Source organism: Bradyrhizobium sp. B039 (assembly GCF_038965675.1).
In the GTDB taxonomy this organism is placed as follows: domain Bacteria; phylum Pseudomonadota; class Alphaproteobacteria; order Rhizobiales; family Xanthobacteraceae; genus Bradyrhizobium; species Bradyrhizobium diazoefficiens.
The window spans coordinates 2,093,876-2,117,792 of the sequence record NZ_CP152416.1 but is presented as its reverse complement, the minus strand read 5'-3'; the positions used below and the strand labels follow the sequence as shown (position 1 = coordinate 2,117,792).

23 protein-coding genes are annotated in these 23,917 nt (G+C 64.1%); 2 read left to right on the top strand and 21 right to left on the bottom strand.

The window, feature by feature from the left end; all coding sequences use genetic code 11:
* Positions 1 to 7: 7 nt before the first annotated feature.
* The 8 genes from AAFG50_RS10095 to AAFG50_RS10060 form a co-directional block, all read right to left on the bottom strand.
* Positions 8 to 967, bottom strand: coding sequence for an amidohydrolase family protein (locus AAFG50_RS10095; protein ID WP_342714167.1), 960 nt, complete (start codon positions 965 to 967; stop codon positions 8 to 10).
* The gene (locus AAFG50_RS10090; RefSeq protein WP_028174251.1) at positions 964 to 2,286 is read right to left on the bottom strand and encodes an MFS transporter; all 1,323 of its coding nucleotides are present in this window, start codon (positions 2,284 to 2,286) and stop codon (positions 964 to 966) included. Before AAFG50_RS10090 ends, AAFG50_RS10095 begins: the two co-directional genes overlap by 4 nt.
* 34 nt (positions 2,287 to 2,320) lie before the next feature.
* Entirely contained in the window at positions 2,321 to 3,235 is a 915-nt protein-coding gene (locus AAFG50_RS10085) for an NAD(P)-dependent oxidoreductase (RefSeq protein ID WP_028174250.1), read from the bottom strand.
* A 2-nt stretch (positions 3,236 to 3,237) separates the two neighbouring features.
* On the bottom strand, positions 3,238 to 4,602 hold the full coding sequence (locus AAFG50_RS10080) for an MFS transporter (protein WP_039183926.1): 1,365 nt from the start codon (positions 4,600 to 4,602) through the stop codon (positions 3,238 to 3,240).
* Between the two features lie 275 nt (positions 4,603 to 4,877).
* Positions 4,878 to 5,801, bottom strand: a complete 924-nt coding sequence (locus AAFG50_RS10075; protein WP_028174248.1) for an SMP-30/gluconolactonase/LRE family protein — start codon at positions 5,799 to 5,801, stop codon at positions 4,878 to 4,880.
* Positions 5,798 to 6,709: an amidohydrolase family protein gene (locus AAFG50_RS10070; protein WP_311996194.1), complete on the bottom strand. Its 912-nt coding sequence runs from the start codon at positions 6,707 to 6,709 to the stop codon at positions 5,798 to 5,800. The genes AAFG50_RS10075 and AAFG50_RS10070 overlap by 4 nt, the downstream gene beginning before the upstream one ends.
* Before the next feature lie 121 nt (positions 6,710 to 6,830).
* Positions 6,831 to 7,583: an IclR family transcriptional regulator gene (locus AAFG50_RS10065; RefSeq protein ID WP_039183923.1), complete on the bottom strand. Its 753-nt coding sequence runs from the start codon at positions 7,581 to 7,583 to the stop codon at positions 6,831 to 6,833.
* 162 nt (positions 7,584 to 7,745) lie between these two features.
* Positions 7,746 to 8,621, bottom strand: coding sequence for a LysR family transcriptional regulator (locus AAFG50_RS10060; RefSeq protein ID WP_028174246.1), 876 nt, complete (start codon positions 8,619 to 8,621; stop codon positions 7,746 to 7,748).
* A 151-nt stretch (positions 8,622 to 8,772) separates the two neighbouring features.
* Here AAFG50_RS10060 and AAFG50_RS10055 point away from each other — a divergent pair, with 151 nt between their 5' ends.
* Positions 8,773 to 9,426: a hydrolase gene (locus AAFG50_RS10055; RefSeq protein WP_028174245.1), complete on the top strand. Its 654-nt coding sequence runs from the start codon at positions 8,773 to 8,775 to the stop codon at positions 9,424 to 9,426.
* Positions 9,427 to 9,547: 121 nt separating this feature from the next.
* On the opposite strand, the gene AAFG50_RS10050 is transcribed toward AAFG50_RS10055, so the two are convergent.
* From AAFG50_RS10050 to AAFG50_RS10035, 4 genes are all read right to left on the bottom strand, one after another.
* Complete coding sequence (locus AAFG50_RS10050; RefSeq protein WP_011085060.1) at positions 9,548 to 10,894, bottom strand: carbohydrate porin; 1,347 nt, start codon at positions 10,892 to 10,894, stop codon at positions 9,548 to 9,550.
* 137 nt (positions 10,895 to 11,031) lie between these two features.
* Complete coding sequence (locus tag AAFG50_RS10045) at positions 11,032 to 12,090, bottom strand: ABC transporter permease (RefSeq protein ID WP_011085059.1); 1,059 nt, start codon at positions 12,088 to 12,090, stop codon at positions 11,032 to 11,034.
* Positions 12,087 to 13,613: a sugar ABC transporter ATP-binding protein gene (locus AAFG50_RS10040; RefSeq protein ID WP_028174244.1), complete on the bottom strand. Its 1,527-nt coding sequence runs from the start codon at positions 13,611 to 13,613 to the stop codon at positions 12,087 to 12,089. Before AAFG50_RS10040 ends, AAFG50_RS10045 begins: the two co-directional genes overlap by 4 nt.
* 61 nt (positions 13,614 to 13,674) lie before the next feature.
* Complete coding sequence (locus AAFG50_RS10035) at positions 13,675 to 14,637, bottom strand: sugar-binding protein (RefSeq protein WP_028174243.1); 963 nt, start codon at positions 14,635 to 14,637, stop codon at positions 13,675 to 13,677.
* Between the two features lie 257 nt (positions 14,638 to 14,894).
* Between AAFG50_RS10035 and AAFG50_RS10030 the strand changes: the two genes are divergently transcribed.
* Entirely contained in the window at positions 14,895 to 16,157 is a 1,263-nt protein-coding gene (locus AAFG50_RS10030; protein WP_028174242.1) for an ROK family protein, read from the top strand.
* 56 nt (positions 16,158 to 16,213) lie between these two features.
* Here the strand turns inward: AAFG50_RS10030 and AAFG50_RS10025 are convergent, their stop codons facing one another.
* The 9 genes from AAFG50_RS10025 to AAFG50_RS09985 form a co-directional block, all read right to left on the bottom strand.
* Positions 16,214 to 17,011, bottom strand: a complete 798-nt coding sequence (locus tag AAFG50_RS10025; protein WP_028174241.1) for an adenylate/guanylate cyclase domain-containing protein — start codon at positions 17,009 to 17,011, stop codon at positions 16,214 to 16,216.
* A gap of 179 nt (positions 17,012 to 17,190) precedes the next feature.
* Positions 17,191 to 17,403 carry a hypothetical protein gene (locus AAFG50_RS10020; protein WP_028174240.1) on the bottom strand — a complete coding sequence of 71 codons (213 nt, stop codon included), beginning with the start codon at positions 17,401 to 17,403 and terminating at the stop codon, positions 17,191 to 17,193.
* Entirely contained in the window at positions 17,400 to 17,591 is a 192-nt protein-coding gene (locus AAFG50_RS10015) for a hypothetical protein (RefSeq protein WP_074077301.1), read from the bottom strand. Before AAFG50_RS10015 ends, AAFG50_RS10020 begins: the two co-directional genes overlap by 4 nt.
* Positions 17,592 to 17,669: 78 nt before the next feature.
* Positions 17,670 to 17,882 carry a hypothetical protein gene (locus AAFG50_RS10010; RefSeq protein ID WP_028174239.1) on the bottom strand — a complete coding sequence of 71 codons (213 nt, stop codon included), beginning with the start codon at positions 17,880 to 17,882 and terminating at the stop codon, positions 17,670 to 17,672.
* A gap of 716 nt (positions 17,883 to 18,598) precedes the next feature.
* A complete protein-coding gene (locus AAFG50_RS10005; RefSeq protein ID WP_028174238.1) occupies positions 18,599 to 19,792 on the bottom strand; it encodes an adenylate/guanylate cyclase domain-containing protein in 1,194 nt (397 codons plus the stop codon).
* Between the two features lie 106 nt (positions 19,793 to 19,898).
* Positions 19,899 to 20,483: a HutD family protein gene (locus AAFG50_RS10000; RefSeq protein WP_028174237.1), complete on the bottom strand. Its 585-nt coding sequence runs from the start codon at positions 20,481 to 20,483 to the stop codon at positions 19,899 to 19,901.
* A gap of 99 nt (positions 20,484 to 20,582) precedes the next feature.
* The gene (locus AAFG50_RS09995) at positions 20,583 to 21,791 is read right to left on the bottom strand and encodes an ABC transporter substrate-binding protein (RefSeq protein ID WP_039183919.1); all 1,209 of its coding nucleotides are present in this window, start codon (positions 21,789 to 21,791) and stop codon (positions 20,583 to 20,585) included.
* A gap of 38 nt (positions 21,792 to 21,829) precedes the next feature.
* Positions 21,830 to 22,303: a hypothetical protein gene (locus tag AAFG50_RS09990; protein ID WP_231166648.1), complete on the bottom strand. Its 474-nt coding sequence runs from the start codon at positions 22,301 to 22,303 to the stop codon at positions 21,830 to 21,832.
* A complete protein-coding gene (locus tag AAFG50_RS09985; protein WP_231166647.1) occupies positions 22,254 to 23,069 on the bottom strand; it encodes a hypothetical protein in 816 nt (271 codons plus the stop codon). The genes AAFG50_RS09990 and AAFG50_RS09985 overlap by 50 nt, the downstream gene beginning before the upstream one ends.
* Between the last annotated feature and the right edge of the window lie 848 nt (positions 23,070 to 23,917).

Sequence of the window (23,917 nt, the reverse complement as noted above, 5' to 3'; positions counted from 1 at the left end):
CTGGCGGCTAGAAGCCGAACAGCTCGGCGGGATTTTCGACCAGGATGCGCCGGCGCGTAGGTTCGTCCGGCGCCCAGTCCGCGAGGAGATCGAGCAGCTGGGCGTCATCCGGCTTGGTCCCGCGCTGGGTGGGATGCGGCCAGTCCGTGCCCCACAGGATGCGCTCCGGCGCTGCGTGCACGTAGGCACGCGCAACCTCGCCGGAGTCGGCATAGGGCGGTCCGAGCTTGCTGTCCTCATAGGGCTCGGTCACCTTCACCCAGGTGCGGCCGCCATCCAGCATGCGGCGTATCGCGGCGAATGCCGGATGCTTGACGCCCTCCGGCTGAGGGATACGGCCGAGGTGGTCGATGACCACCCTGGTGGGAAGCGACCGGATCACGCTCTCATGGGTGGCGATCTGATCGCCCGTCATCAGGATCTGCACGTGCCAGCCGAGCGGACTCACCCGCGTTGCGAGCGTGGTCAGCATCTGCGGTGTCGTCGTGCCCCAGGTCTGCGGAGAAACGAAATTGACGCGGATGGCACGAACGCCGGCATCGGCGAGCGCCCGCAGCTCCGCATCCTTCACATCCGTGTCAACGACGGCAACCCCTCGCGACGAGGCGCCCAGCTGGCCCAGCGCGTCCACAAGGCACCGGGTGTCGATCCCATATGTCGACGGCTGGACCACCACGCTGCTCGTGGTGCCGAGCCGCCGCTGCAGCAGCCGATAGTCGGCGACCGTCGCGCCCGGCGGAAAGCCCTGGCGCCAATGCGGCGAGACGGGAAAACGCCCGTCATAGATGTGATGATGACAGTCACACGCGCCCGCCGGCGCATCCAGGCGTGGCGCCGCCGACCCGGTGCTGTTGGGCACCGCTTGCTCCACCCCGGCAGCCAAGGCGCCTGTGCTGCAAGCCAGCATGCCCATGACAACGCCGCGTCGCGTGATGAAGCGCTGCGGTCCTTTGCTGCGTGCGCTCATGGCTTCACCGCCGCCATTTCCGCCGCGCGCGCGACGTTGCGTCCAAGCACGAGGACACAGGCCGCGGCCACGGCACACAGCAGCGCAAGCGGCAACATCCCGAGCACGAAGCTGCCTGTCCGCTCCTTGACGACTCCGACGACGTTCACCATCAGGCCGCCGCCGATCAGGTTGGAAATCGCGTTGATCCCGGCGAGCCCCGCCGCGAGCGTGCTCGTCGAAAGCCAGCTTGCCGAAAGTGCCCAGAACGGTCCCTTGAAGGCATATGCGCCGACCAGGCAGAACGTCACCATGACGATGGTCGGCGCAACCGCGGTCCCGGTCATGCCCAGTGCCGCAAAACCACCTGCTGCGAACAACAGCGGGATCGCCGTGTGCCAGCGGCGCTCACCCGTCCTGTCCGAATGGCGGCCCCACAGCACCATGAGCACGGTCGCGATGCCGTACGGGATCGCATTGACAAAGCCGGTCTGCAGGTTGGAGAGGCCGAACGACTTCAGCAACTGCGGTTGCCAGACCGACAGCACGCTGCCCGTGGCGGAGGCGCCGGAGCAGACCAGGGCCATGACAAGAAAATGCTTGTTGGTGGCGAGCTGCCAGAGCGTGAGATGCCCGACCGGCTTGCGCGCGGCGGCCTCCGCCTCCATGCGCCGGGTCAGCCATTCCCGCTGTTCCACGGTCAGCCAGGAGGCCTGCGCGGGCTTGTCGGTCAGGACGAACAGGCACGCAAGACCCAGCAGAACCGTCGGCAGCCCTTCCAGAATGAACAGCCACTGCCAGCCGCGCAGACCGAGCGCGCCGTCGAGTTCAAGCAGGCCGACCGAAAGCGGCGAGCCCAGGAACGTGGCGAGCGGAATCGAAACCGTGAACGTCGCCAGGATGCGCGCCCGATACTGCGACGGCAGCCAATAGGTCAGATAGAGGATGGCGCCGGGAAAGAAGCCGGCCTCGGCCGCGCCGAGAATGAAGCGCATCGCATAGAGCGAGTACGGCCCGACGACAAACGCCATGCACGCGGTCACCAATCCCCAGGTAATCATGATGCGCGCGATCCAGCGCCGGGCGCCGACCTTTTGCAGAGCGAGGTTACTGGGCACCTCGACCAGGAAGTAGGAGACGAAGAACAGGCTGGCGGCGAAGCCGAACATCGCCGGCGTCAGCCCCAGATCCTTGTTCATCTGTAGGGCTGCGAAGCCGACGTTGACGCGGTCGAGCAACGCGAAGAAGTAGCAGATCATCAGGAACGGCACGAGGCGCAGGATAACCCTGCGCATCGTCCCCTTTTCGATCTGGTCGATTTCCGTTCGGGCGGCCGTCACGTTTCTCTCCCTGTTGTCTTCGGCGGGCTTGGCCTTATTCGGCCGCCTTCGCCCCGGCCTGCGTCTTGGCCACGATCGCGTCGATGGCGATCTTGTAGTTTTCGGGAACGACGCCCTTGAAATGCTCCTTCAGACCCAGGCTATCCTTCCAGCGAAGCCGCGCCGCCGTGGCGCGCGCCATCAGCGGCTCGATCCCGGCATCCGCGACCGCCTCGGCGGCCATCTCGACCTCTTCGGTGCGCCGCTTGGCATGGATGACGCCGGAGGGCGTCAGGCTCTCGACGGTGTCCATGAACGGACGCGTGAGCGTCTTCGACGCCGAGGCCAATACGGTTTCGTCCAGACCGTAGGACCGGGCCGCCAACAGCGTCTCGTCGATCAGCGCCTCGATGCCCTTGATCAGGACGGAGCGAAGGATCTTGATGCCCGAAGCCGTGCCGAGCTTCTCGCCCGCGAATGCGATGCTCATGCCCCAGGGCACGAGCAGATCGACGACGCGCTGCCCGGCGGGACCACTCGACATCATGTGCATCGAATAGCCGTGCTTGGGCGTCCCCATGATGGAGCCGTCACCGAGCGTGGCGCCCGTCCTGGCAAGCCGCTCGGCCACGCCGTACTTCACCTTCGGAGTGGCGGAGGCGAAGTCGAGGAAGGTGTGGCGGCCATCGAGCACGGGTGCAAACGCATCCGCGCTCTCGAGCGACGCCGAGCCCGGCGTGACGCTGAAGATCAGCTCCGCGGTATCGGCCAATTCCTTGTTGGACTTGACCAGCGTGACGCCTGCCGCCTTGGCGCGGCTCTGGATCAAGTCGGCGTATGGACCGTCGAAGGCGTATTTGTCGTAGCAGAAGATCTGCTGCAGTCCCGCCTCGCGCAGCCCTTTTCCCAACGTGCTGCCGATCTCGCCATAGCCGACCAGACCGAGGCGGAATTGCTGCTTTTCGCTCATCTTCAGATTCCTTTCGAGAGGCTTGCGATCGGGCCGGTGTGGCGGTCAGTCGCCCCACCCGGTCGCTGGAGACTGGCACCAACCACGCGGATCAGGATGGCGGCCAAGGTGAGAAATGCGGCCACCGAGATCAGGGCCCATGAGAAGCTGTCGGTCGACTGCCGGATCATGCCGATGAGATAGGGACCAACGAAGCCGCCGAGATTGCCGATTGAGACGATCATCGCGAGGCCGCCGGCGGCAGCGCTGCCGGTGAGGAAGCTCGACGGGATCGGCCAGAAAGTGGACTGGTAACACATGATCCCGATCACGGCGCCGCAGAGCGCGACGATCGAGATCAGCGCGGACGATGTCGCATAGCCGCAGACAATCAGTGACGCTGCGCCCACGAGCAGCGCGGATGCCACGAACCAGCTTCGTTCTCCGCCCCTGTCCGACAGGCGAGCCCACAGCATCATCGTGACGGCGCCGCAGATGTAGGGAATTGCCGCGATAAAGCCGACGGCAACGACACTGAAGCCGAGGCCCTTGATGATTTGCGGCATCCACAGGCCAAGCCCGACGGAGCCGATGATGGCGCAGAAGTTGACGGCGGCGCAGACAAGGACCCGCCAATTGACGAAGGCGTCCTTGAGCCGCGATAAGTGCTTGGCGGCGATGGCCTGACGCTCCGCCGCCAGCACCTCCGCGAGCCAGCTCCGCTCCTCGGGGCTCAGCCACTTGGCCTGCTCGGGCTTGTCGGTGAGCGTGAAGAAGCACACGAAGCCAAGGAGCGTCGCCGGCAGGCCTTCCAGGATCAGAAGCCACTGCCAACCATGCAAGCCGGCCAAGCCGTCGAGCGTCAGCAGCGAACTCGAGATCGGGGCGCCCACGATGTTCGCGATCGGAATGCCGAGCAGGAACGCCGCGGTCGCCGTACCCCGGACGCGCGCCGGAAACCAGTATGTAAAATAGAGGAATACGCCCGGCGTGAAGCCGGCTTCGCCGAGGCCGAGCAGGAAGCGCATGACGCCGAAGCTGACGGGACCGACCACGAATGCCGTTGCGGCCGAGATCAGGCCCCAGGTGATCAGGATGCGCGCGATCCACTTACGGGCGCCGATCGCCTGCAAGGCAAGGTTGCTCGGCACTTCTGCGAGGAAATAGCCGAAGAAGAACAGCCCCGCGCTCCAGCCGAATTCATAAGGCGAGATGCCGAGATCGCGGTTCATCGTCAGGCTGGCGATGCCGACGTTCACCCGATCGAGATAAGCGACGATGTAGCAGAGCAGCAGGAACGGCACGATCCGCCACAGCAACTTCGAGAGGATTTTCTCCTGCTCGGGTGTGAAGCCGGCGCCGACCGACGCGGCAGAGACACTTGCCATTGTTCCCTCCGAGACCGGCCGATGTTTCCCGGCCATGACGCGCCATAACAAAAATAGAACGACGTTGCAATTTATAATGAAACGCTGTTTCATTTTCTAAGAGTTGCAGCGAAGCGCTTGCGTCGCCCGATCGGAGGCGCTCCCCTGGAAAAGTGGAGTGCTGGCCGCCGGTTACGGTGTCCGGGAGGCCTGGAGAGAGACAGGCTGCCGCGCGTTTTCGATATGCGGCCACCTGCTCCGATGCATACCGAACTGATCGCGAGCCGGGCGCTGACCTAGTCGGCGTGCGAGAACAGCGGCATGCCCGGCGTTTCGAGTTCGGCGCGGAGCAGTGTTCCCGTGCGGCTCTCGGTAATGAAGAGGCTCTTTCGTTCCGGTCCACCGAACGCAAGATTGGTCGTGCCCACGCCCGCGCAGGAAACGATGCGATCGAGCGGCTCGGCGAGGGGTGACAGCCGCCACACGGAGCCGAAGCCGGTGTGGCAGACCAGCAGGTTGCCGCCGCTGTCCAGCGCCAGGCCGTCGGGGCCGCCGGGACCGCCGTGCAGGTGCGAGAATATGCCGACCTTCGTCGTCAGGCCGCTGGCCGGCAGTGGCACGCGCCAGACCTGGTTGGCCCGTGTCACGGCCACCAGCAGAAAGCTCTCCTCGTGGTCGACGACGATGCCGTTCGGACTCGGGATCGTGTTGATCAGGCAGGTGAGCCGGCCGTCGGGCGCGAGCTTCCAGACCCGGCCCGTGGGATCGTGCATCCCGGTCTGGCCCTGATCGGTGAAGTAAAGATCACCCGACGGCGCGAAGATGAGATCGTTCACGCCCTTGAAGCTCTCGCTTGCCGCCGTCTCCAGAAATGGCGTTACGCTGCCGCTGGCCGGATCCAGCAGCATGATCCCGCGCTTGTAGTCGGTGATGAACATGCGGCCGTCGCGGTGAATCTTCAGCCCGTTCGGCCACCCGTCATACTCGGTCACGAGCTCCCACGCGCCTTCCGGACTGACACGGAAGATGCGTCCATACGGAATATCGGTGACATACAGTCGGCCCTGCCGATCGAAGGATGGCCCTTCAAGGAAGGAGTCGATCTCACGTCCGCCCTGATTGGCGTCCGCCCAGGCGGTGCGGCGTGGCTTGCGGAACTGGTCCGGAAGCCGTGTGAAGATGCTGGTTTCGATCCGGCGCGGTGGGGCGAAGAACGTCATGGCGCGACCTTGGGAAAACCGTAGAGTTCGGCAGGGTTGTCGACGAGGATGCGCTTGAACACCGCATCGCCTCCCGCCCATACGGCGAAAAGATCGAGCAGATGCGCATCGTCAGGCTTGCGCTCCTTCTCGGAAGGGTGCGGCCAGTCGCTGCCCCAGACCATTCGCTCGGGCGCCGCCTTGACATAGGCCGCCGCGACGGCTCCGGCGTCAGCGTAGTCCGGCGCACCCTGCTTGCTCGACACATAGGGACCTGACAGCTTCACCCAGGTCTTGCCGCGGTCGAGCAAGCCGCGGATGATCTTGTAAGGCGCGCTCTCCAGGCCAGCCGGCTGCGGTATCTGGGCCAAGTGGTCAAAGACGAGGCCCCCGGGCAAAGACGCCAGAAGGTCCGCATTGTCCTCAATCTGCTTGGGACGCATGTTGATCTGGCAGTGCCAACCGAGATTGGCCAGTCTCGGGGCGAGCGACTTGAGAGAGTCCACCGTCAACGCTCCCGGAAAACCGAGATTGAAGCGGACACCGCGGACGCCCTGCTCGTCGAGCCGTTGCAGATCGGTATCCGATACGTCCTCGGGCACAACGGCGACCACGCGAAAGTTCTCCGGCCCAAGCGCCCGTCGTGACGCAATCTGCAGCCGGTTGTCCGTACCGTAAGTCGAGGGCTGGATGATGACGCCCCGCGTCGTGCCGATCCGGCGCTGCAGGGCGCGATAATCTTCGGGCAAGGCGTCCTCGGGCAGCAGCGTCGCGCCCTTCATGACCGGATAGCTCTTGTCATAGGTGTGGAAATGGCAATCGGTCGCGCCCGGCGGCGGAACGAAGTGCGGCTTCTCCGAGCCGCTCGACCAGCGCACCTCCTGCGCTGTCGCAAACCGGGGAAGCGCGGATGCAGTGAGTCCGGCCAAGACCGTCCTCCGCGTGAGCGAAGCTGAAGCCACGACGTTCGTCCTCCCCATACTTTGTTATGGCGAGCCTTATAAGTCGCGTCGACGGACCAGGCAATAAAAAATGAAACGACGTTGCGTTTTACGCAGACAGGCTGGCCGCCCGTTTGCGGGTGCTCTTTCCGGCTCCAGATGGCGGGGTTCCCCCGCATGCCACAGTGAGCCTGTTTGCAGCCTCGACCAGCGCGCCCTTGATTTGCTCTGCGCGCGCCGCCGTCAGCCGACTGACCGGCCCGGAGATGGCGAGCGCCCCGACCAGGGAGTCGCCGATGCCGAAGACGGGCATGGCGAGAGCGGCCGCATGAGGATCCGTGATGCCGGAGGTGAACAGCGGCAATTCGTCATCCGGTCGAGGCGGCCCGGACTCGTAGCGGCGGAGCGTTTGGGCAATGGCGGACTTGTCCATGGGACGGGTGTCGCCCGGCTGCACGGTCATCCGGATCCGATTGGTGGTCTCCACCCTGAAAAGACACAGCCTCTCCTCGCCGTTTCGCACATAGAAGGACGTCGTCTCGCCGGTTTTCGCCGCGAGCTGCTCAAGCACAGGCATGACATGATCGGACAGACGAAACGCCTGCTGATAGGCTGTCCCGAGACGCAAGGTCTCCGCATCGAGCCGATAAGAGCCGTCCGGCAGGCGCGCGAGCAGTCGGTAACGTTGCAGCGATAGAGCTAGCCGCAGGATCGTACTCTTCACCAGACCGGTCCGCTCGGCCAACTCAGCCAGGCTCAAGGCGCCGTCGCCCCGGCGAAATGCCGTCAATACCGCTAACGCCCGTTCGGCTGCCGATACGCCTTTGAGTGCAGGCGGCTTCTTCTCGGTCTGCTTTGCCATGTCCAATCCTCGTCGCTGCCATTTCCTACGGCATTCTCGCCGCGGGTAGAAGGGCTACGATGGCCTGCAGGGCTTTGGCGGGATATCGAGAGATCGCGTTCCGAGCTGGGCAGCTCTGCGTAAGGTCCGCGGGTCGTTTTGCCGTGAAGGCGAAGCTGATCGTTATCCCGAGACCGGATTGCAATGCTCGATCAGCAATTCCGTGAGGACCCGGATCTTCCGCGCGGGATGCTGGCCCGGCGGGCGGATGACATAGGCACCCGCCGGAGGTGGTGGATGACGGGTCATGACGGAAACAAGCGCACCCGATGCCAGCAATTCATTGGTAAGGAAATCGGGGAGGTAGGCAATCCCGAGCCCTGCTGTTGCGGCGGCCGCCAGAGCAGTGCCGTTGTCGGCCTTGAAGCGACCCTGTGGACGAACCGTGATGATCTTGTCGCCGTCCATGAGCTGCCAAGTTTCGGTGCCCTGCATGAGCGCTTGATGGGCGACGAGTTCCTCGGGTGTCTCAGGCGACCCGTGCTCTTTGACGTAGCCAGGACTCGCAACGAACTTGCCGTAGATCGGTCCGACGCGCTTGGCGATCAAATTGGAGTCTTGAAGATAGCCAATCCGAATCGCGCAGTCATAACCTCCTGCGATGAGATCGACGAATTGGTCACTGTAGCAGGTGTGGATTTGGAGCTGAGGGTGTCGTCGCGCCATTTCCGCCATCATGGGGGCGAAGTAGCTCGAGCCGAAGGACAGCGGCACAGCAACTCGCAAGCGTCCACGAAGCTCGCCGGCAGGCAGGATCGTCTCTTTGGCTACGTCGATCTCGGTGCAGACTCTGGCAGCATAGTCTCGGAACGTCACCCCAGCTTCCGTTAGAGCGGCGCCGCGGGTGGTTCGTGCAAGAAGCTGGACACCAAGTTCCGATTCAAGCCGCAAGAGCCGTCGGCTGACGATTGACTTGGAGACGCCGAGCCGGAGCGCAGCAGGCGAAACTCCGCCAGCATCAGCAACTTCTACGAATGTCCGCAGCTCCTCGATGTCCACTTTGGCGTTCCTCATTTCGCGACACAGCTCGCCACAAAACGGTACTACCGCATCGAACACGGGAACGGCAATAAGCCCTGCAGGTGGCCCGCCTTTGGCGAGCATCTCCCCAAAACCGATGCCGCATTGAACGGCAACAAAGGATGTCATGATGAAACTTCGTAACGGCCTTGCTTCGCTTCTTCGTCCCGAAGACTCAGTGCTCGTCCTGATCGACCACCAGCCCTATCAGCTTGCGAACGTGAACAGCCACGAACCGCAGATGGTGATCAACAACACGGCAGCTCTCGCGAAGGCAGCCAAGGCCTTCGGTGTCCCCACGATCCTGACGAGCGTGATTGCCGAGCGGGGTGGCCTGCTCTTCCCCCAGATCACCGAAGTGTTCCCCGGACAGGAGGTGATCGACCGGACGTTCATCAACACCTGGCAGGATAAGAAGGTGGTGGACGCGGTCAAGGCGACGGGCCGCAAGCAGCTGATCATCGCCGGTCTGTGGACCGAGATATGCGTCGCGATGCCGACGATCCAGGCCCTCGGCGAAGGCTGGGACGTCACTGTGGTCACAGATGCGTCCGGCGCCGTTTCGGTCGAGGCCCACGAGGTCGCCATCCAGCGCATGATTACGGCTGGCGCCAACATGATGACTTGGCTGGCAGTGGCGGCCGAATGGCAGCGCGACTGGGCCAGGGCCGATCAAGCCGTCAAGCTGACGGAGGTGATCCTGCAGCATGCCGGCGGGAGCGGCATCGCGTTCCTGTGGGAGCAGCAGCTGCTCAACACACCGGTACCGAAACGCGCGGGCTGAGCTGAACCGGGTGATGAGGATCCTCGATCTGGAACGGTGACTTTCGTGCATGCCCCGATTGGGGCATGCACCTCTCACTGCCGGCTCGCTCAATGTCCTGATCCGGGCAGGTTGCCGTGAATCAGAAGTGGACCTCGGTGCGCATACCAAGAACCACGGCATTGTCGGTCTTCACGCCCACGGCGTTATAGCCGCGCCCGCCGGGATTGATCACATACTGCGCGTCGAACTTGAGGTTCAGCCAGCCGGTCGCCTGCCATCCGTACCAGACTTCGATCGGAACTTCGTTGCCGCCGGCGTTGGGGCTGAGGGCAGCCGAGTTCACGTGGGTCGTGCCCACCGCGAAGCCGACTTCGTCCTGGGGACGCCAGCTAAACGTTCCGGTATGCCGGAAGCCCAGGGCGATCTGGTAGTCCTGATACGACGTCCGGTGATCGGCAACGGTCGTGTTGAGGAAAGTGTACCAGCCCTGCGCGCCCGGACCGTCGACGGTCAAGCGCTGAAGGATGGACTCGTAGACGCCGTAGCGGCCGCGTTGATCCCCGAGATTTTGATCCGGGACGCCTCCAATGCCGGGGATGGTGGAGATGACCCCGGGAAGGCCACCATCAATGGTCGATGCGCTGTCATACCAGCCGCCCAATCTCCAGGTCCCGTTCAGCGGCCCCGACGGCGCCCAGACCAACTCCACCGGCACCATCACGCCGCTGGCGCGGCTTGAGGCGGGGATGCCCGGCAGGAAGTAGATGGCAGGGTCTGACGTCGTCAGATAATTCGGATTGGCATCGTAGACGCCGACCGAAATCGTGAATTCCGGCGCCAGCTTGTAATGGACGACACCGGCCCATTGGCTCACCGGCCAGTTGTAGATGTAGCCACCCTGGATGTTGCCGGGCTGGCCGCCGCAGAAGGTCAGGTTAATGAACTCGCACAGGCCGAAGAAGAAGTCGGAGCCGACCGGAAGACGGCCGCCCTTGAGTTCGAGGCGGTCATCGAAAAGCTTCTGCGAGTAGTAGAGTTGTGTCAGGCGCAGAATATTGCCGCGGCCAAACACCTCGTTGGTCAGCTGCAAGGCGGGAATGTCCGCTTCGGTGTTCAGATTCTTGCCGAAGCGGTCGACCAGCGTCAGACCGACCGTGCCGCCGGGGATGCCCGCGAGCTTCCCCATATCGAGCTTCGCGCCGAACCACAGCTGACCGGCGTTGGCTGCGGTGTTCCTGCTTCCACCCGTGACGTTGCCGACAGATTCGTTACCCAGCGTCAGGCCCAGCTCGATGCCCTGCTCCTTCAGCTTCGTCCTGCCGAGATCGCCGAATAGATACGGTCTCGTCCAGAAATCGTCGGCAGCATAAGGAACAGGAGCAGCTTTCGTCGAAAAATCGGCCGCATGCACCGCGCCGCCCAGCAGCGACGAGAAAGCAATCCCCACACTGCACACTCGTGCGGTGTTTACAAACCTGCGCAACATCTTACTCGTCCTCCCGCCGTCTCAGGCTTTGCTTGTTTTGCCTCACGTTCCGGCCCAAAGCCCTCGAGCCAGGAACGCACTCCCTCCCCCAGCGGCCGCCGACGAAGCGGCCTTGTGTCAACTGGAGCGTGGATTCGTCATGCTTGATCACTCGTTCTCACCGGCAAGGCATCCGCGGCGCGCGGTGACGCGCCTTGTCCTTGCAACGGTGTCGATTTCGGCGCCGTGCGAGCGAGGCCCGCGAGGGCCTGCCTGCGCCGCCGGCGCGCCTGCAATTGCTGATCCGCCAGCACGCCGATCAGAATCACGGTCCCCATCACCGCGAAGTTCAAGGAATTGGGGATGCCCAGGATATTCACGAGGTTCTGCAGCACCTGTAGCAGCGCAGTCCCCAGCACGATACCGAGAATGGAGCCCTCGCCGCCGCGCAGGCTGCACCCGCCCAGGACGGCAGCTGCGATCGCGTAGAGCTCATAGAAATTGCCGAAGGAGCTCGGAGACACCGAGTTCGTGTAGAACACGAACAGGACTGTTGAAACGCCGGCCAGCCCACCGCTGATGATATAGGCGGTTGCGATCACGAGATTCGTGTTGATGCCCGAGAAGCGCGCCGCTTCCTCGTTCTTGCCGACGGCATAAAGCCAGCGCCCGTAGACCGAGCGATGCAGCAGCACGCCGAGGACGAGCGCAAGGACGATCAAAAGGATGAAGGTGTTCGGGATGCCCGCCAAGTTGCCGGAGGCAATGTTGCTCAGTGTCCCGGCCTCGTCGCCGTAGCCGAAGCCGCGCGTCGAGTCGCTCGTATAGTAGCGCGCGGCGCCGCGATAGATCAGCAACCCGCACAGCGTCACGATGAAGGGCTGCATCTTCAGCCGGGTGACGAGAAGACCCTGAATGGCGCCCAGCACGAGTCCGCCCAGCAACACGGCCAGCAGCGCCAGCGGCCAATGAACCTGATGAGTCGTCAGAAGATCGATGAAGATGACGCCGAGCAGCGCGAACATCGAGCCGAGCGAAAGGTCGATGCCGCCGGTGATGATCACGAGCCCCTCGCCCAGCGCAAACACACCGAACAGGCCAATCAGATTGGCCATGTTCAGCAGGTTCACCAGCGACAGGAAGGCCGGATTGATCAGGCCCGTGATGGCGGAAATCACCACGAGCAGCAGGCCCAGGCCGAGTTCCTTCTTGATCATGGCGCCGCCGCTTCCACGGTTTCCGGCGCCTGGCCCATTGCGAGCTGCAACACGTTGTATTCGCTGAACTGCGGGCGCTCCAGCACGCCGCTGACACTCCCCTCATGCATCACCGCGATCCGGTCGGAAACGCCGATCACCTCCTCCATGTCCGAGGAGATCATCACGATCGCGACGCCGTGGTCGGCGAGCTCGCGCATCAGCGCGTAGATCTCGCTCTTGGCACCGACATCGACGCCGCGGGTCGGCTCGTCGAAGAACATCACGCGCGGCTGCATGGAGAGCCACTTGCCCAGCACGACTTTCTGCTGGTTGCCGCCGGAGAGCGTGACGGCCTCGATATCGACGCTCGGCGCCTTGATGGAGAGGCGTCTGACCTGCTCCTTCGCCACCTTGCGCTCGGCCGCGCCGCTGACCAGCCACATCCGGGCATAATTCAGCAGGCTTGCCAGCGTCACGTTCTCCCGGATCGGCAGCTCCAGCACGAGCCCGGATTTCTTGCGGTCCTCCGGCATCAGATAGATGCCTTGCCTGATCGCGTCCCGCGGCGATGTGACATCGACCGGCGCGTTGTCGATCCTGATCTCGCCACCCAGCAGCGGATCGATGCCGAAGGCCGCGCGGGCAAGCGAGGTGCGACCGGCACCCACCAGCCCCGCCAGTCCGAGGATCTCGCCATGCCGCACGGAGAGATCGATCTGCCGATCGGGAAAGGCCGATGTCACGAGGCCGAGGATGTCGCAGCCACCCGGCTGCGGCGGCCGTTTCGGCGGCGTATGCAGCGCTTTCAGGTCGCGGCCGATCATCAGCCGGATCATTGCGGCATGGCTCAACTCGTCTCGCGCCAGCTCCCCCACCGTGCGCCCGTCGCGCAGCACCACGACGCGGTCGGCGCAGGTCATGATCTCGCCGAGCCGATGCGAGATATAGATGACCGCGATGCCGTGCGCCTTCAGATCGGCAATCACCTCGAGCAGCCGCTCGGTCTCCGAAATCGTCAGGCTGGAGGTCGGCTCGTCCATGATGATCACGCGGGCGTCGATCGAAAGCGCCTTGGCGATCTCCACCATCTGGCGCTCGGCGATCGACAGATTGTCGACCAGTGTGTCAGGAGCGAAATCGGCACCCAGCCGCTCCAGCAGCGGCGTCACGCGGGCGCGCATCTCAGCATTGTCCACCAGCTTCAGCGGGCCGCCGACAAGCTTCTCGCGTCCGATGAAGACGTTCGCGGCGACGTCGAGATTCTCGAACAGGTTCAATTCCTGATGCACGAAGGCGATGCCGGCCTGCGTCGCCTCGCTCACCGTCATGCGGGCGCGGTCGACGCCGCCGATGCGGATCACGCCCTGGGTTGGCGCGATCACGCCACCCAGCACGCGCATCAGCGTCGATTTGCCGGCGCCGTTCTCGCCGATCAGGCCCAGCACCTCGCCGCGGTACACGCGCAGGCTGACATCGTCGAGGGCCATGACCCCGGGATAGGACTTGCTGATCCCGGCGAGTTCGAACAGGATTTCCGCCATTCATCTCCTCCCGCACGACGCCCGGCGGCAGTGCCAGCCGGGCGTCGAAAGGCGGTGCTACTTACTTCTTCAGCAGGGCCTTCAGATCTGCGGTGAACTCCGCGACGTTGGACTTGCTGATCACCTTGGTCGGTACGATCAGCTTGCCGCCCGCCGGGATCCAGGACTTGTCCCCGTTCAGCGTCTTGATGATGTTGGTGGCGGAGAGATAGCCGAACTCGTACGGCTGCTGCACCACCGTCGACTCGATCGTGCCGTCGGAAACGCCCCGCAGCGTGCGCTGGTCCTCGTCGAAGCCGACGATCTTCACCTTGCCGGCCTTGCCCGCCGCCTTGACCGCGTCATAGATCAGCGGTGTCTCGTAGCTCCAAAGGCCGGACAGCAGTGCGATGTCGGGATATTTGACGAGCACGTTCTCCATGTTCGCCTTGGCCTTGGCGAAGTCCACCTGGTCGGTGAACACGTCGACCAGCTCGACCTTGGTGCCGGCGATCGCTTCCTTGATGCCTTGCACCCGCTCGCGGGCGTTGTCCGCGTCCATCGTGCCGACAAACAGCGCGATCTTGCCGCCGTTCGGCAACGCCTTCTTGATCTCCTCGCCGGCCTGCCGCCCGGCCGCGACGTTGTCGGTGCCGATATAGGCGAGGCGATTGCTCTGCGGCGCGTCGCTGTCCGTCGTGATCAAGACGGTCTTGGCCGCAACCTTGTTGAGCTGTTCGGTTGCGTGCGGCGCGTCGTCCACCGAGATGGAGATGCCGGCGACACCGCGCACCAGGAGGTCGTCCAGCTCGCGCCGCTGGCCCGCCGCCGTGCCTTCGTTGGTGACGATCAATTCGATATTGTAGTCCGGGTGCTCCTTCTGCGCCTTTTCGAGCCCGCGCCCGGCGATGGTCCAGAAATCGGCCGCGACATTGGTAACCAGCGCGATGGTCTTTTTCTGCTGCGCCTGCGCCATTCCCGCGGTCATCGCGAGCGCGGCGGCCGCGAGCAGCGGCACTATCAATTTCGTCCTTGATCCGTTCATGTGCACCTCCCTTTGGTCGCCCCGCATCAGGCGACTTCACGGCGCTTTTTGCGCCTTATTTTATTCACACAGCGAAGAAATGTCGCAGAGCAAAACAGAAAAATCAGGATGCACTTGCTCACTCTTCGAGTTTAGATAGTACATGGGGTATTATAATAGTAAATATGACGCATAACGACTCCCTTTGGCTGTGCTTTTTCAACAACACTACCGAGACACGCACCTATTAAATTCACTAACAGAATTAAATGGACAGCATGGTTGACCAGATTGAGCCACCGCGACGCGTTTCCAGCCTGGCCCGCGGGTCGAACCGCGGCCGCCTCGTCGAACTCTTGCGACGCCAGGGGCCATTGCCCCGCGTGGCGCTCGCCCGGAGCACGGGACTGAGCTTCCCCGCCGTTTCCGGTCTGACGTCGAGACTGATGGCGGAAGAGTTGTTGTGCGAGACCGAGACAGCGGCAACGTCATGGTCCGACGATACCGACGACGAGGATGCGGACGGGCTGAATGGCCGCCGCCGTGGCCGGCCGGTCGTGCTGCTGACCTTGAACCCGGAGTTCGGGCGCATCATCGCGGTCTCCGTACGCATGAACCTGATTGAGACGCTGATCGCCGATTTCGGAGGCTCTGGCCTGGCGCAGTCGCGACTTGCTCTCCCGACGCGCGCTCTCGATGCAGGCGCACTGCGCGATCTGGTCATCGCGCAGATCAATGCGATGCTTGATGCGACGGCGACGCCGCGCCATCAGCTGTTGGGAATCGGGCTTGCGCTGCAGGGTATCGTGAACGCCGATACCGGCCGGACGCTGTGGAGCCCGGCACTGTCGATCACCGACGTCGATCTGGCGACGCCGATACGTCAGGCGTTCGGGGTCGAGGTCGTGATGGCGAACGACGCCGTCGCAGTTGCGCTCGCCCTTACGGCCGCCGAACCGGCGCTGGCGGAGGGCCTCTCGGCCACGATCATGGTCGGTCACGGCATCGGGATGGGCGTTGTCGCCGATGGCGAAGCGCACTGGGGCGCCGGCAGCGAGATCGGCCATGTCAAGCTGGCGCCGGATGGTCCGCAATGCCGCTGCGGCCAGCGCGGCTGTATCGAGGCCTATCTTGCCGACTATGCGCTCTACCGCGACGCCCGCACCTTTCTCGACTTGCCGCCGGCGGACTCGCAGCAGCCGTCCGAGGCGCAGATGGCTCTGCTGCGCGAGCGGGCGCTGGGCGGCGATCCGCGCCTCGAGAACCTCTTCCAGCAGGCAGGTCGCGCGCTTGCCGAGGCGGTCGCGGCAACGATATCCGTGCTGCGCCCACACCATGTCATTCTGGCAGGGCCCGGCCTGCAGGCATTTGACATGATGCGCCTCGCCTATGAGGAGCGGCTTGAGCAGGCGGTGTTGCCATGGCTGCTCAAGTCCACGGCGATCTATCTGCGTCCAAGCGAGTCGACGGCAATTGTCGACGGCATGGTGCGGAGGACGCTGCGGGTGGTGGACCGAAACCACATGGAGGCGACCGAGTGAGCAACGGAGGTCGCTTGATTTTCAAGGCGAGGTCAGGGTTTGCGAGCCGGAGGTACTTACCCCTCCACCCGATAGAGCCGCCACCGCTCCGGCACGCCCTTGAGCTGATGCACACCGTGATCCCTGAAGCTGAACGTTGACTGCGTCTTCATCAGGTCCTTGACCGCGCTCGACACCAGAACCTCGCCGGCGCGCGCTTTGGCGGCGACGCGGGTGCCGATGTGAAAGGCGAGCCCGACCATTTCGCCGCCGCTCACCGTGTACTCGCCGGCATGCAGGCCCACCCTGACATCGAGGCCCAGCGTACGCACGGCTTCGCGGATCGCGGTCGCGCAACTGACGCCGGCCGCCGGCGCCTTGAACGTCGCGAGCACCCCGTCGCCCGTCGTCACGACTTCCTTGCCGCGCGAGGTCTTCAGCTCCTTGCGGACGGCCGCGTAATAGTGGCCCATGATCTTGGTCCATCGCGCATCGCCGAGCTTCGCGGCCTTTGCGGTGGAGCCGACGATATCGACGATCAGGATGGTGGCGAGCGCCTGCTTGGGCTCGGCGCTACCGTCGGCCGACCGGCGCCGGTTCGCAATGGGCCCGGTCAACGGCTCGTAGCGATGGTTCCGCCGCCGCGCGATCGCGGCCTTGGCATAGTCCTGGGCGCGCTGCACCGTGCCGCAACGAATTGTCTTCTCCTGCGGCAGACGCGTCCAGTAGACCTTTCGCCTGGCACCGGTGCCATGGACCTCCACGGCACCCCATTTCAGGAAAACCACCGGGCCAACGCGCCTGACGCACCACGCCTTCGACGTGTACCCCGATACGTTCGACCAATGGACTCCGATGCGAAGAAATTTTGGCATGAACGCGCGGCCACTTGCAGGAACGATTGGGCTACCGAGTGCAAAGCGTAGTGGTACACCCTCGCGTTTGCAATACGATCCGGCGTGAAGCCGTCCGGCGCGCGGCGGCCGGCGCCTGGAGCCGGCTCCGATTCTCCTGATGTGACGGACGCAATCAGCGAGCCTCGACAACTCGCACCCTACGCTCCTCTGCGAACCTCCTGCCTGCCGATCGTGCAGCGCCACGCCGCGAGACGTTCGGCTGGATGCTGCGCCATCCATTCGGCAAGCTGCGGCGCGCCCATCAGACAGGACTGCATCGTCACGTCCGCGAAGTCCGAGGTCGTGACGATCTGCTCACGGCAGTCTGTCGGAGACGAGAGGCTGCAGAGCACGGCAATGATCTTGATCATGTCACGAGAACTCCTTCGACCTGCTCGGGTTTTGCGTCGCCGCCCGGGTGGTCGACCCGCGGCCTGACAGGCTGCTTGCCGTCGGGATCGGTCGGTGGAAAGACGGCGTCACAGATGGCGCGCGCTTCCCGGATCAAACGCGCTCGTTCGCGCTCGGCCCTTGTGACCAGTCGAACAACTTCGCCCATATCGGCTCCACAGGTGGCAAAAGAGGAAACTGGCAAGCCGGCCTGGTTAAGCGACCAAACCGGCGGCGCAACCCGCCCTCACGGGTACCCTTCGTATCCAGTGCCGGTCGAACGCGCCGACGATTTCGCCGCATCGACCGTTGATGCCTTTTCGGCGCGCCGCTGATAGTCAGTGGCGAGCATCTCGAGCCGAGCCGCGACCACGGCGTCCGTCATGGTCCGGGCTGCGCGCAACAGGCTCTGCGCCGTCTCGAGATATTCCTTTCCTCGTCGCGACATCAGCATGGTCATAGGAGCCTCGCGCGGTTCTCTGAAAGCGTGTCGAAAGCCAACGGAAATCGGCCCACCCAGTCGCAGTCACCCTGCCGGCGCACCGTGAAACGTTCGAGGCACCTTTTCGAGCAAAGGGGCTTTCGCCAAGAGTAGTAGCGGACCAGACCAAACCTGCCGTCGCACACGGCACAGCGCCCGGTTCGACTGCGAATATCTTCGGAACAGCTTGGCATTGGCGTCTCCTCTTGGGATCGCATCCGATGCGTCGATCACCTTTTCTGTTGCATCGCGCCGGCAGCATTGACTGTCGTCGATGCGTTCGTGCGGCACCATTGGCAGGGCCGCCAGTAAAGCCAACCTAGGAGTTCTGCGCGGAGATTTCTTTTGACAATGCGTCCGATATTGCCCATCCGCACGACTTGCGACGCGCGCAGGGAGGGCGCACCGCAGCAACCGTGCGTTCGCGCAATCGCGTGATCCGGTAATGAGGCTGACAGGAACCGGCGCATCGCTCGGACGTTGGCGCAGGCCGGGTCCCACAAGACACCGGCACTTTGGCGGCTCCGGCTCTCAGCCCCCCTTGCGGAGTCGGCGTCGTCTCAAGGAGACAATGATCGATGGACGAAAGCCTGAGGGTCGTCTTTGCAATCGGCGCCACCGCGGCTGTCGTCGCAGGGGCATATCTCGCAATCCGGTTCTTCGCCGGATTCTACTAGGCCTTTCGCCCGGCGCTTTCAGCCGTGAAACGCGAACAGCTCGATCGGATCGCTGAAGCCGCGCACCTCGTACTCGCCCACCCGCTCCAGCTCGGACTTTCGCTCCACCAGCTCGGCGAAGTCGCGCGACAGCAGCACCGGTCGTCCCACCTGCTTGGTGAGCGCTTCGAGACGCGAGGCCATGTTGACGGCCGGGCCGATCACGGTGAAGTCGAGCCGGGTGGTCGAGCCGATATTGCCGTACATGACGTCGCCGACATGGACGCCGATGCCGTAGTTCAGCGGCGCGCGGCCGCTGCCGTTATTCCGCTCGTTGAGCGCGGCCATGGCCGCTCGAGCCTCGGTCACGGCATGCAGCAGGTTTGCGCAGGCGTTGGGCTGGCTGAGCGGGAAGATGGCAAGGAGGCCGTCGCCGATGAATTTCAGGATCTCGCCGCCGTGCCGCGCGATCGGCTCGGACATCGCGTCGAAATAGTCGTTGAGGAGGTCGATGACGTCGTCGCGCGGCCAGTTGTCGGAGATTTTCGTGAAATCCCTGAGGTCGCAGATCATGATCGCGGCGCGAACCGTGGTGCCGGTGCCGCGCCGGGTAGCGCCGGCGAGAATCAGCTCGCCGGCGTGTGCGCCGACATAGGTCTCCAGCAGGGTCCGCGCCAGGCGGTTCTTGATGCGGATCTCGCTGACCAGCGCCAGCACCGGCAACAGCTTCTTCAGCGCAGCGATATGCGCCTCCTCGAAGCCGCCGGGCCGGTCGGTCGCGAAGGTGATGAGATGACGCTTGCCGAGGGTGTGGTAGAGCGGCCAGGCCACATAGTCGGTCAGGCCCTTCGTCCGCATCTCGTCATAGAGGGCGTGCTTGCGGCCGAGCGCCGGATCGCGTTCGAGGTTCTCGCGCACCTCGGTCGCCCCGTCGAACATTTCGTTGGCGGGACTGCCGATGAATTCGGACCGCTCGCGCACGTCATAATCGACCCGCGCAATCTCGGCCTCGCGCATGCCGTCGGACCACATGAAGCGGGCCCCCAGCCATTGCGGATGATGGATCAGGACATGAAGCGTGGACCGCTTCAGCGGAATGCCGGCCTGCTGGAGGCGGATGCACATCTGCGCAAAGATATTGTCGATGAAGCGCTCGTCGCGCGTGCCGTTGGTCAGCCAGTCGACGACACCGTCGGACAGCGTCGCGGGGGGATTCTTGTCTGGTGCGCTCATATCCTGCCCTTCGCGGCGGCTTGCATCAAGGCAGATATCGTGCGCTGGCGGGGCCGCGTCAACCTAGCCAGTTGCACGGATCGTGCGCATCAGCAACAGTTGTGATCTAACCGGCGAGCCGGATCGATCCCAGCACCCCCAGCCCCGAGACGAGCGCCAGCCTGGACGGCTCGGTCAGCTCGACCTTCAGCGTGCTGCCGTGGGGAACCGCAAACTCCTCGCTATTGAGACGAATGCTGCAATGGCCGGAAACCGCGTAAACCAGATGCGTGCCGGCGGACAATGGCCGATCGCCGGGCTCCCGGAGCGCCAGGAGCTCGATCTCCGCCGCACCGCGCCGGGCCATCAGGTTCACGACCTCGACCGGACCCGCCTCGAGCTCGGTCACGATCTCGAGCTCGCCGGTGAAGCGCACGGTCGTGAACGGCTCGCGCTCGTCGAATTCCCGCCCCGGTGCTTTCAGCACCAGCCCGCGCCCACCCACGACCATCTGCAAGCGGTCGATGCCGGGCATGTAGGAGAACGGACCGGGCGCCACGATCGGCGTGGACGCAAAGCGCCAGAGCAGACTGTCCCAATCCTTCGTCGGGCTGCCTGCACGATGCGCATCCGCAATATCGGTGAAGATGCCGCCGCCGTTCTTCCAGGGCGAGCGGGTGTAGTATTCGGATTTCAGCAGCGTGGTTTTCATGTTCCTGGGTCGTCCGGGATCGCAAAAGGGCGAGATATCACGCAGCATCATGCGCGTGGCGAACCCGCTTTGCCAACCCGTTCGACGGCCGTTTCCGATTTAGCGGCTGGAGGCCTTTACCAGCGGGCATTTGCTCTCCGCGAGCGGCCAGACGGTCTCTTCAGGCGGGATCTTGCGCACGATGTCGAAGTAGTCCCAGGGATATTTCGAATCGGACGGCTTCTTGACTCGAACGAGGTACATGGTGCGCGTGACGCGGCCGTCCTCACGGATGCTGGCGTCCTCCGAGAAGACATCCTCGACCGGTATCGTCCTCATGGCGGCCGCAACCCGGCCGGCATCGTCGGTGCCGGCGCTGGCGACGGCCTTGAGATAGTGACGCACCGCGCCGTAGACGCCGGCATGCAGCATCGACGGCATCATGCCGGTCTTTGCAAAAAACGCCTTCGACCATGCGCGCGTCGCCTCGTTCATGTCCCAGTAGGAGGCCGTCGTCAGGTAGGTGCCCTGCGCATCCCTGAGGCCGAGCGCGTGCACGTCCTGGAGGAAGAGGATCAGCGCGGCGAGGCTTTGGCCACCCTGCACCAGCCCGAACTCGCCGGCCTGCCGCATCGCGTTGACGGTGTCATTGCCGGCATTGGCGAGGCCGATGACCTTGGCGCCGGAGGATTGCGCGCTCAGCAGGAACGAGGAGAAGTCCGACGTATTGAGCGGATGGCGCGCGCTGCCCAGCACCTTGCCGCCCAAGGCCGCAATCACGCTGGTCGCGTCCTGCTGGAGCTGATGGCCGAAGGCATAGTCCGACGCCAGGATGAACCAGGTGCCGCCTCCCGCCTTGACGACCGCGGACGCGGTCCCGTGCGAGACCGCATAGGTATCGTAGGTCCAGTGGAAGCCGTAGGGCGAGCACTGCTCGTTGGTCAACGCCGTCGTCCCCGGCCCCGAATAGAGAACGATCCGCTTCTTCTCGCGTGCGAGGCTCTGGACCGCGAGCGCAACGCCGGAATTGGGCACATCGACGATCGCATCGACATCCTCCACATCGAACCAGCGCCGGGCGATCGCCGTGCCGACATCGGCCTTGTGTTGGTGATCGGCCGAGACGATCTGGATCGGCTTGCCGAGAACCGCGCCACCGATCTCGCTCACCGCCATCTCGGCGGCGACGACCGAACCTTTGCCGGTGATGTCGGCGGTCACGCCGGCCATGTCGGTGAGGACGCCGATCTTGACGACGTCACCACTGACCTGCGCCCGTGCCGCGACGGGCTGCGCCAGCAGCAGAAGGACACATGCAATCCGTCTCATCCTTGGTATCCTCCAATGTGCCTGCAAGGCGCGGGATCTCAGCATCCGACCGTATCGAGCCAGGCCAGGATCATGGCGGCGAGATCATCGCTGTTGTCCTCGATCATCATCATGTGGCCGTTCCCCTCGATGCCGCGATCCGGAAGCCAGACGAACTCGGCGCCGAGATAGCTCGCCGTCGCCGCATCCACCTCGCGCGGATGGCGCGGGTCGCGGTCCCCGGTCACGATCATGATCGGCCTTTCCCGCAGACGCTCGGGATCAGCAATCCTGAGCCCCCGTCCGCCGATGTTGAAGCGCTCGTTCAGGATTCGCGCGCTCTCCGGCGCAAACGAGCGGCAGTAGTTTTCGAACGCGTGATGCGGAAAGCGCGGCCCGTTGGCCCAATAGGCGGCGGCAAAGTCCGCCGTCAGCCATACCGGCGCATCCTCGCTCGAGTAAACGGGATGACCGGCGCTGGCGTCATCGCGCAGCGCGCGGATCGCTGCCGGATCGTCGGGCAGATCGCGCAACAGATTGGCCGGTGGACCGGGGGCGATGCCGACCACGGCGCGGACCAGATCGGGACGCCGCTCGGCCATCCACCAGGCCATCGGACCGCCCGGCTTGCAGCTCGAGCGCCTCCTGTTCGCGCACCATCGAGCGGCTCCCGACCACCATGAGAAGCGGACAGGCCATTCGGCGCGGCGACGACAACGGACGCATCGAGGCTCCGCCCTCGACGACCTGCTCGACGCCTGTCATCCAGTGAACCGATGCCCGGTGCGCGACCGACCGCAAAAGACCGCCGTCGCACACGGCGGCGGCTACCCTGCGATCCGAGAGGACAAGGCGGGAGGCATGACTGGCACCCGCTCCTTCGCCGTAGATCGCTATCCGCTGCGCGTCGACATCCGGGCGGGCCTCCAGATAGTCCAGCCAGCATTGGAGGATATGCTCCTGTTTGAGCGGACGACGAACAGGCGAACTGCCGGGATCGATGAGCAGAAGTGACATGTTCCGGCGAAGCGAGGCGGGCAAGAGCCTGCTCATCATCGAGGCCAGGGTGACGTCCTCGTCGGCGATGCAGATGACCGCGGGCGCGGAAGGCCCGTGACAGAGCGCCGGCAGGAAGAAGCCGGTCAACGCTCCCTGCTCGAAGCCGTCGATCTCGACGTGCTCGATCGCGTGAGCCGCATCGTCCGCGAAGCTTCTCAGGCTGAGACCGACCCTATCGGCGAAGTCAGTACTCGCGAGATCGTCCGGAGAAGACAGGCTTCGCGCGACCTCGAACGCCATCAGCGCGCATATCCACGCTTCGCACGCGACGATCCGGCCGGCACCGTCCGCGCGCGCGGATTCGGCGGAGCTCCGGTAGTCTTCCGCAACCCTCAACCAGTCTGAAAACCAAAGATGCCTGTGCGCCTCGCGCGCAAGCTCCGCGACAGACAGACTTTCGAAAAATTCGGACGCGCGCTTTCGCAAGCGTACGAGGCTTCCACCGGCGCCGTCACAGCGGCCGTGAGGCCAATGATCACCTTCCATTTTTTTCTCCGAACGGCGCCGTCAGCGATTGGCCGGGCTTGCCGGCTGCGCATTCAGCGCAGAGCCGTGCACGCCTGCTCGATGCGATCCCAGGCGTACCTGGTCGCGTCCATCGCGCTTGCGTCTGCTGATGCCGTCCGCCTCGCCGATCTGTCTCGCTGCCGTCTCGACTCCACGCAGGGACAGCACATCGTGCCCCGCGCAGGATCGGAGCGTTGCTGCAGCGAGACCCCATCCGATGTTCGTTTCGTCTTCGCTTCGCGCGGGCGAGTGCACTTGGCCAAACCGTGTGTAGCCCCCATCAGCCGGTCTCAACACAAGTTGCACGCCGGCTCCAACTCAATCGTCACGTCTCAGCTCCGTTGCTGATGTACAGTCATGGCCCCGCGCCACTTTGCCATTTTTGCGGTCCTAGGTTTGTAGTTTTTTGTTGCGATCGACGACTAAATATTGGCTGCCATTTGATGACAGAGGAGGCAGGGCCTGTGTCGGCTTTCATCGTGAACCTGTTATGACCCGAACCGGCGCGCCGCCAATCAAGATAGCGAAGAAAGATGCGGCGGATTGCCGCTTTCATCGATGGCGGCCGTCTTCGCCGCGGT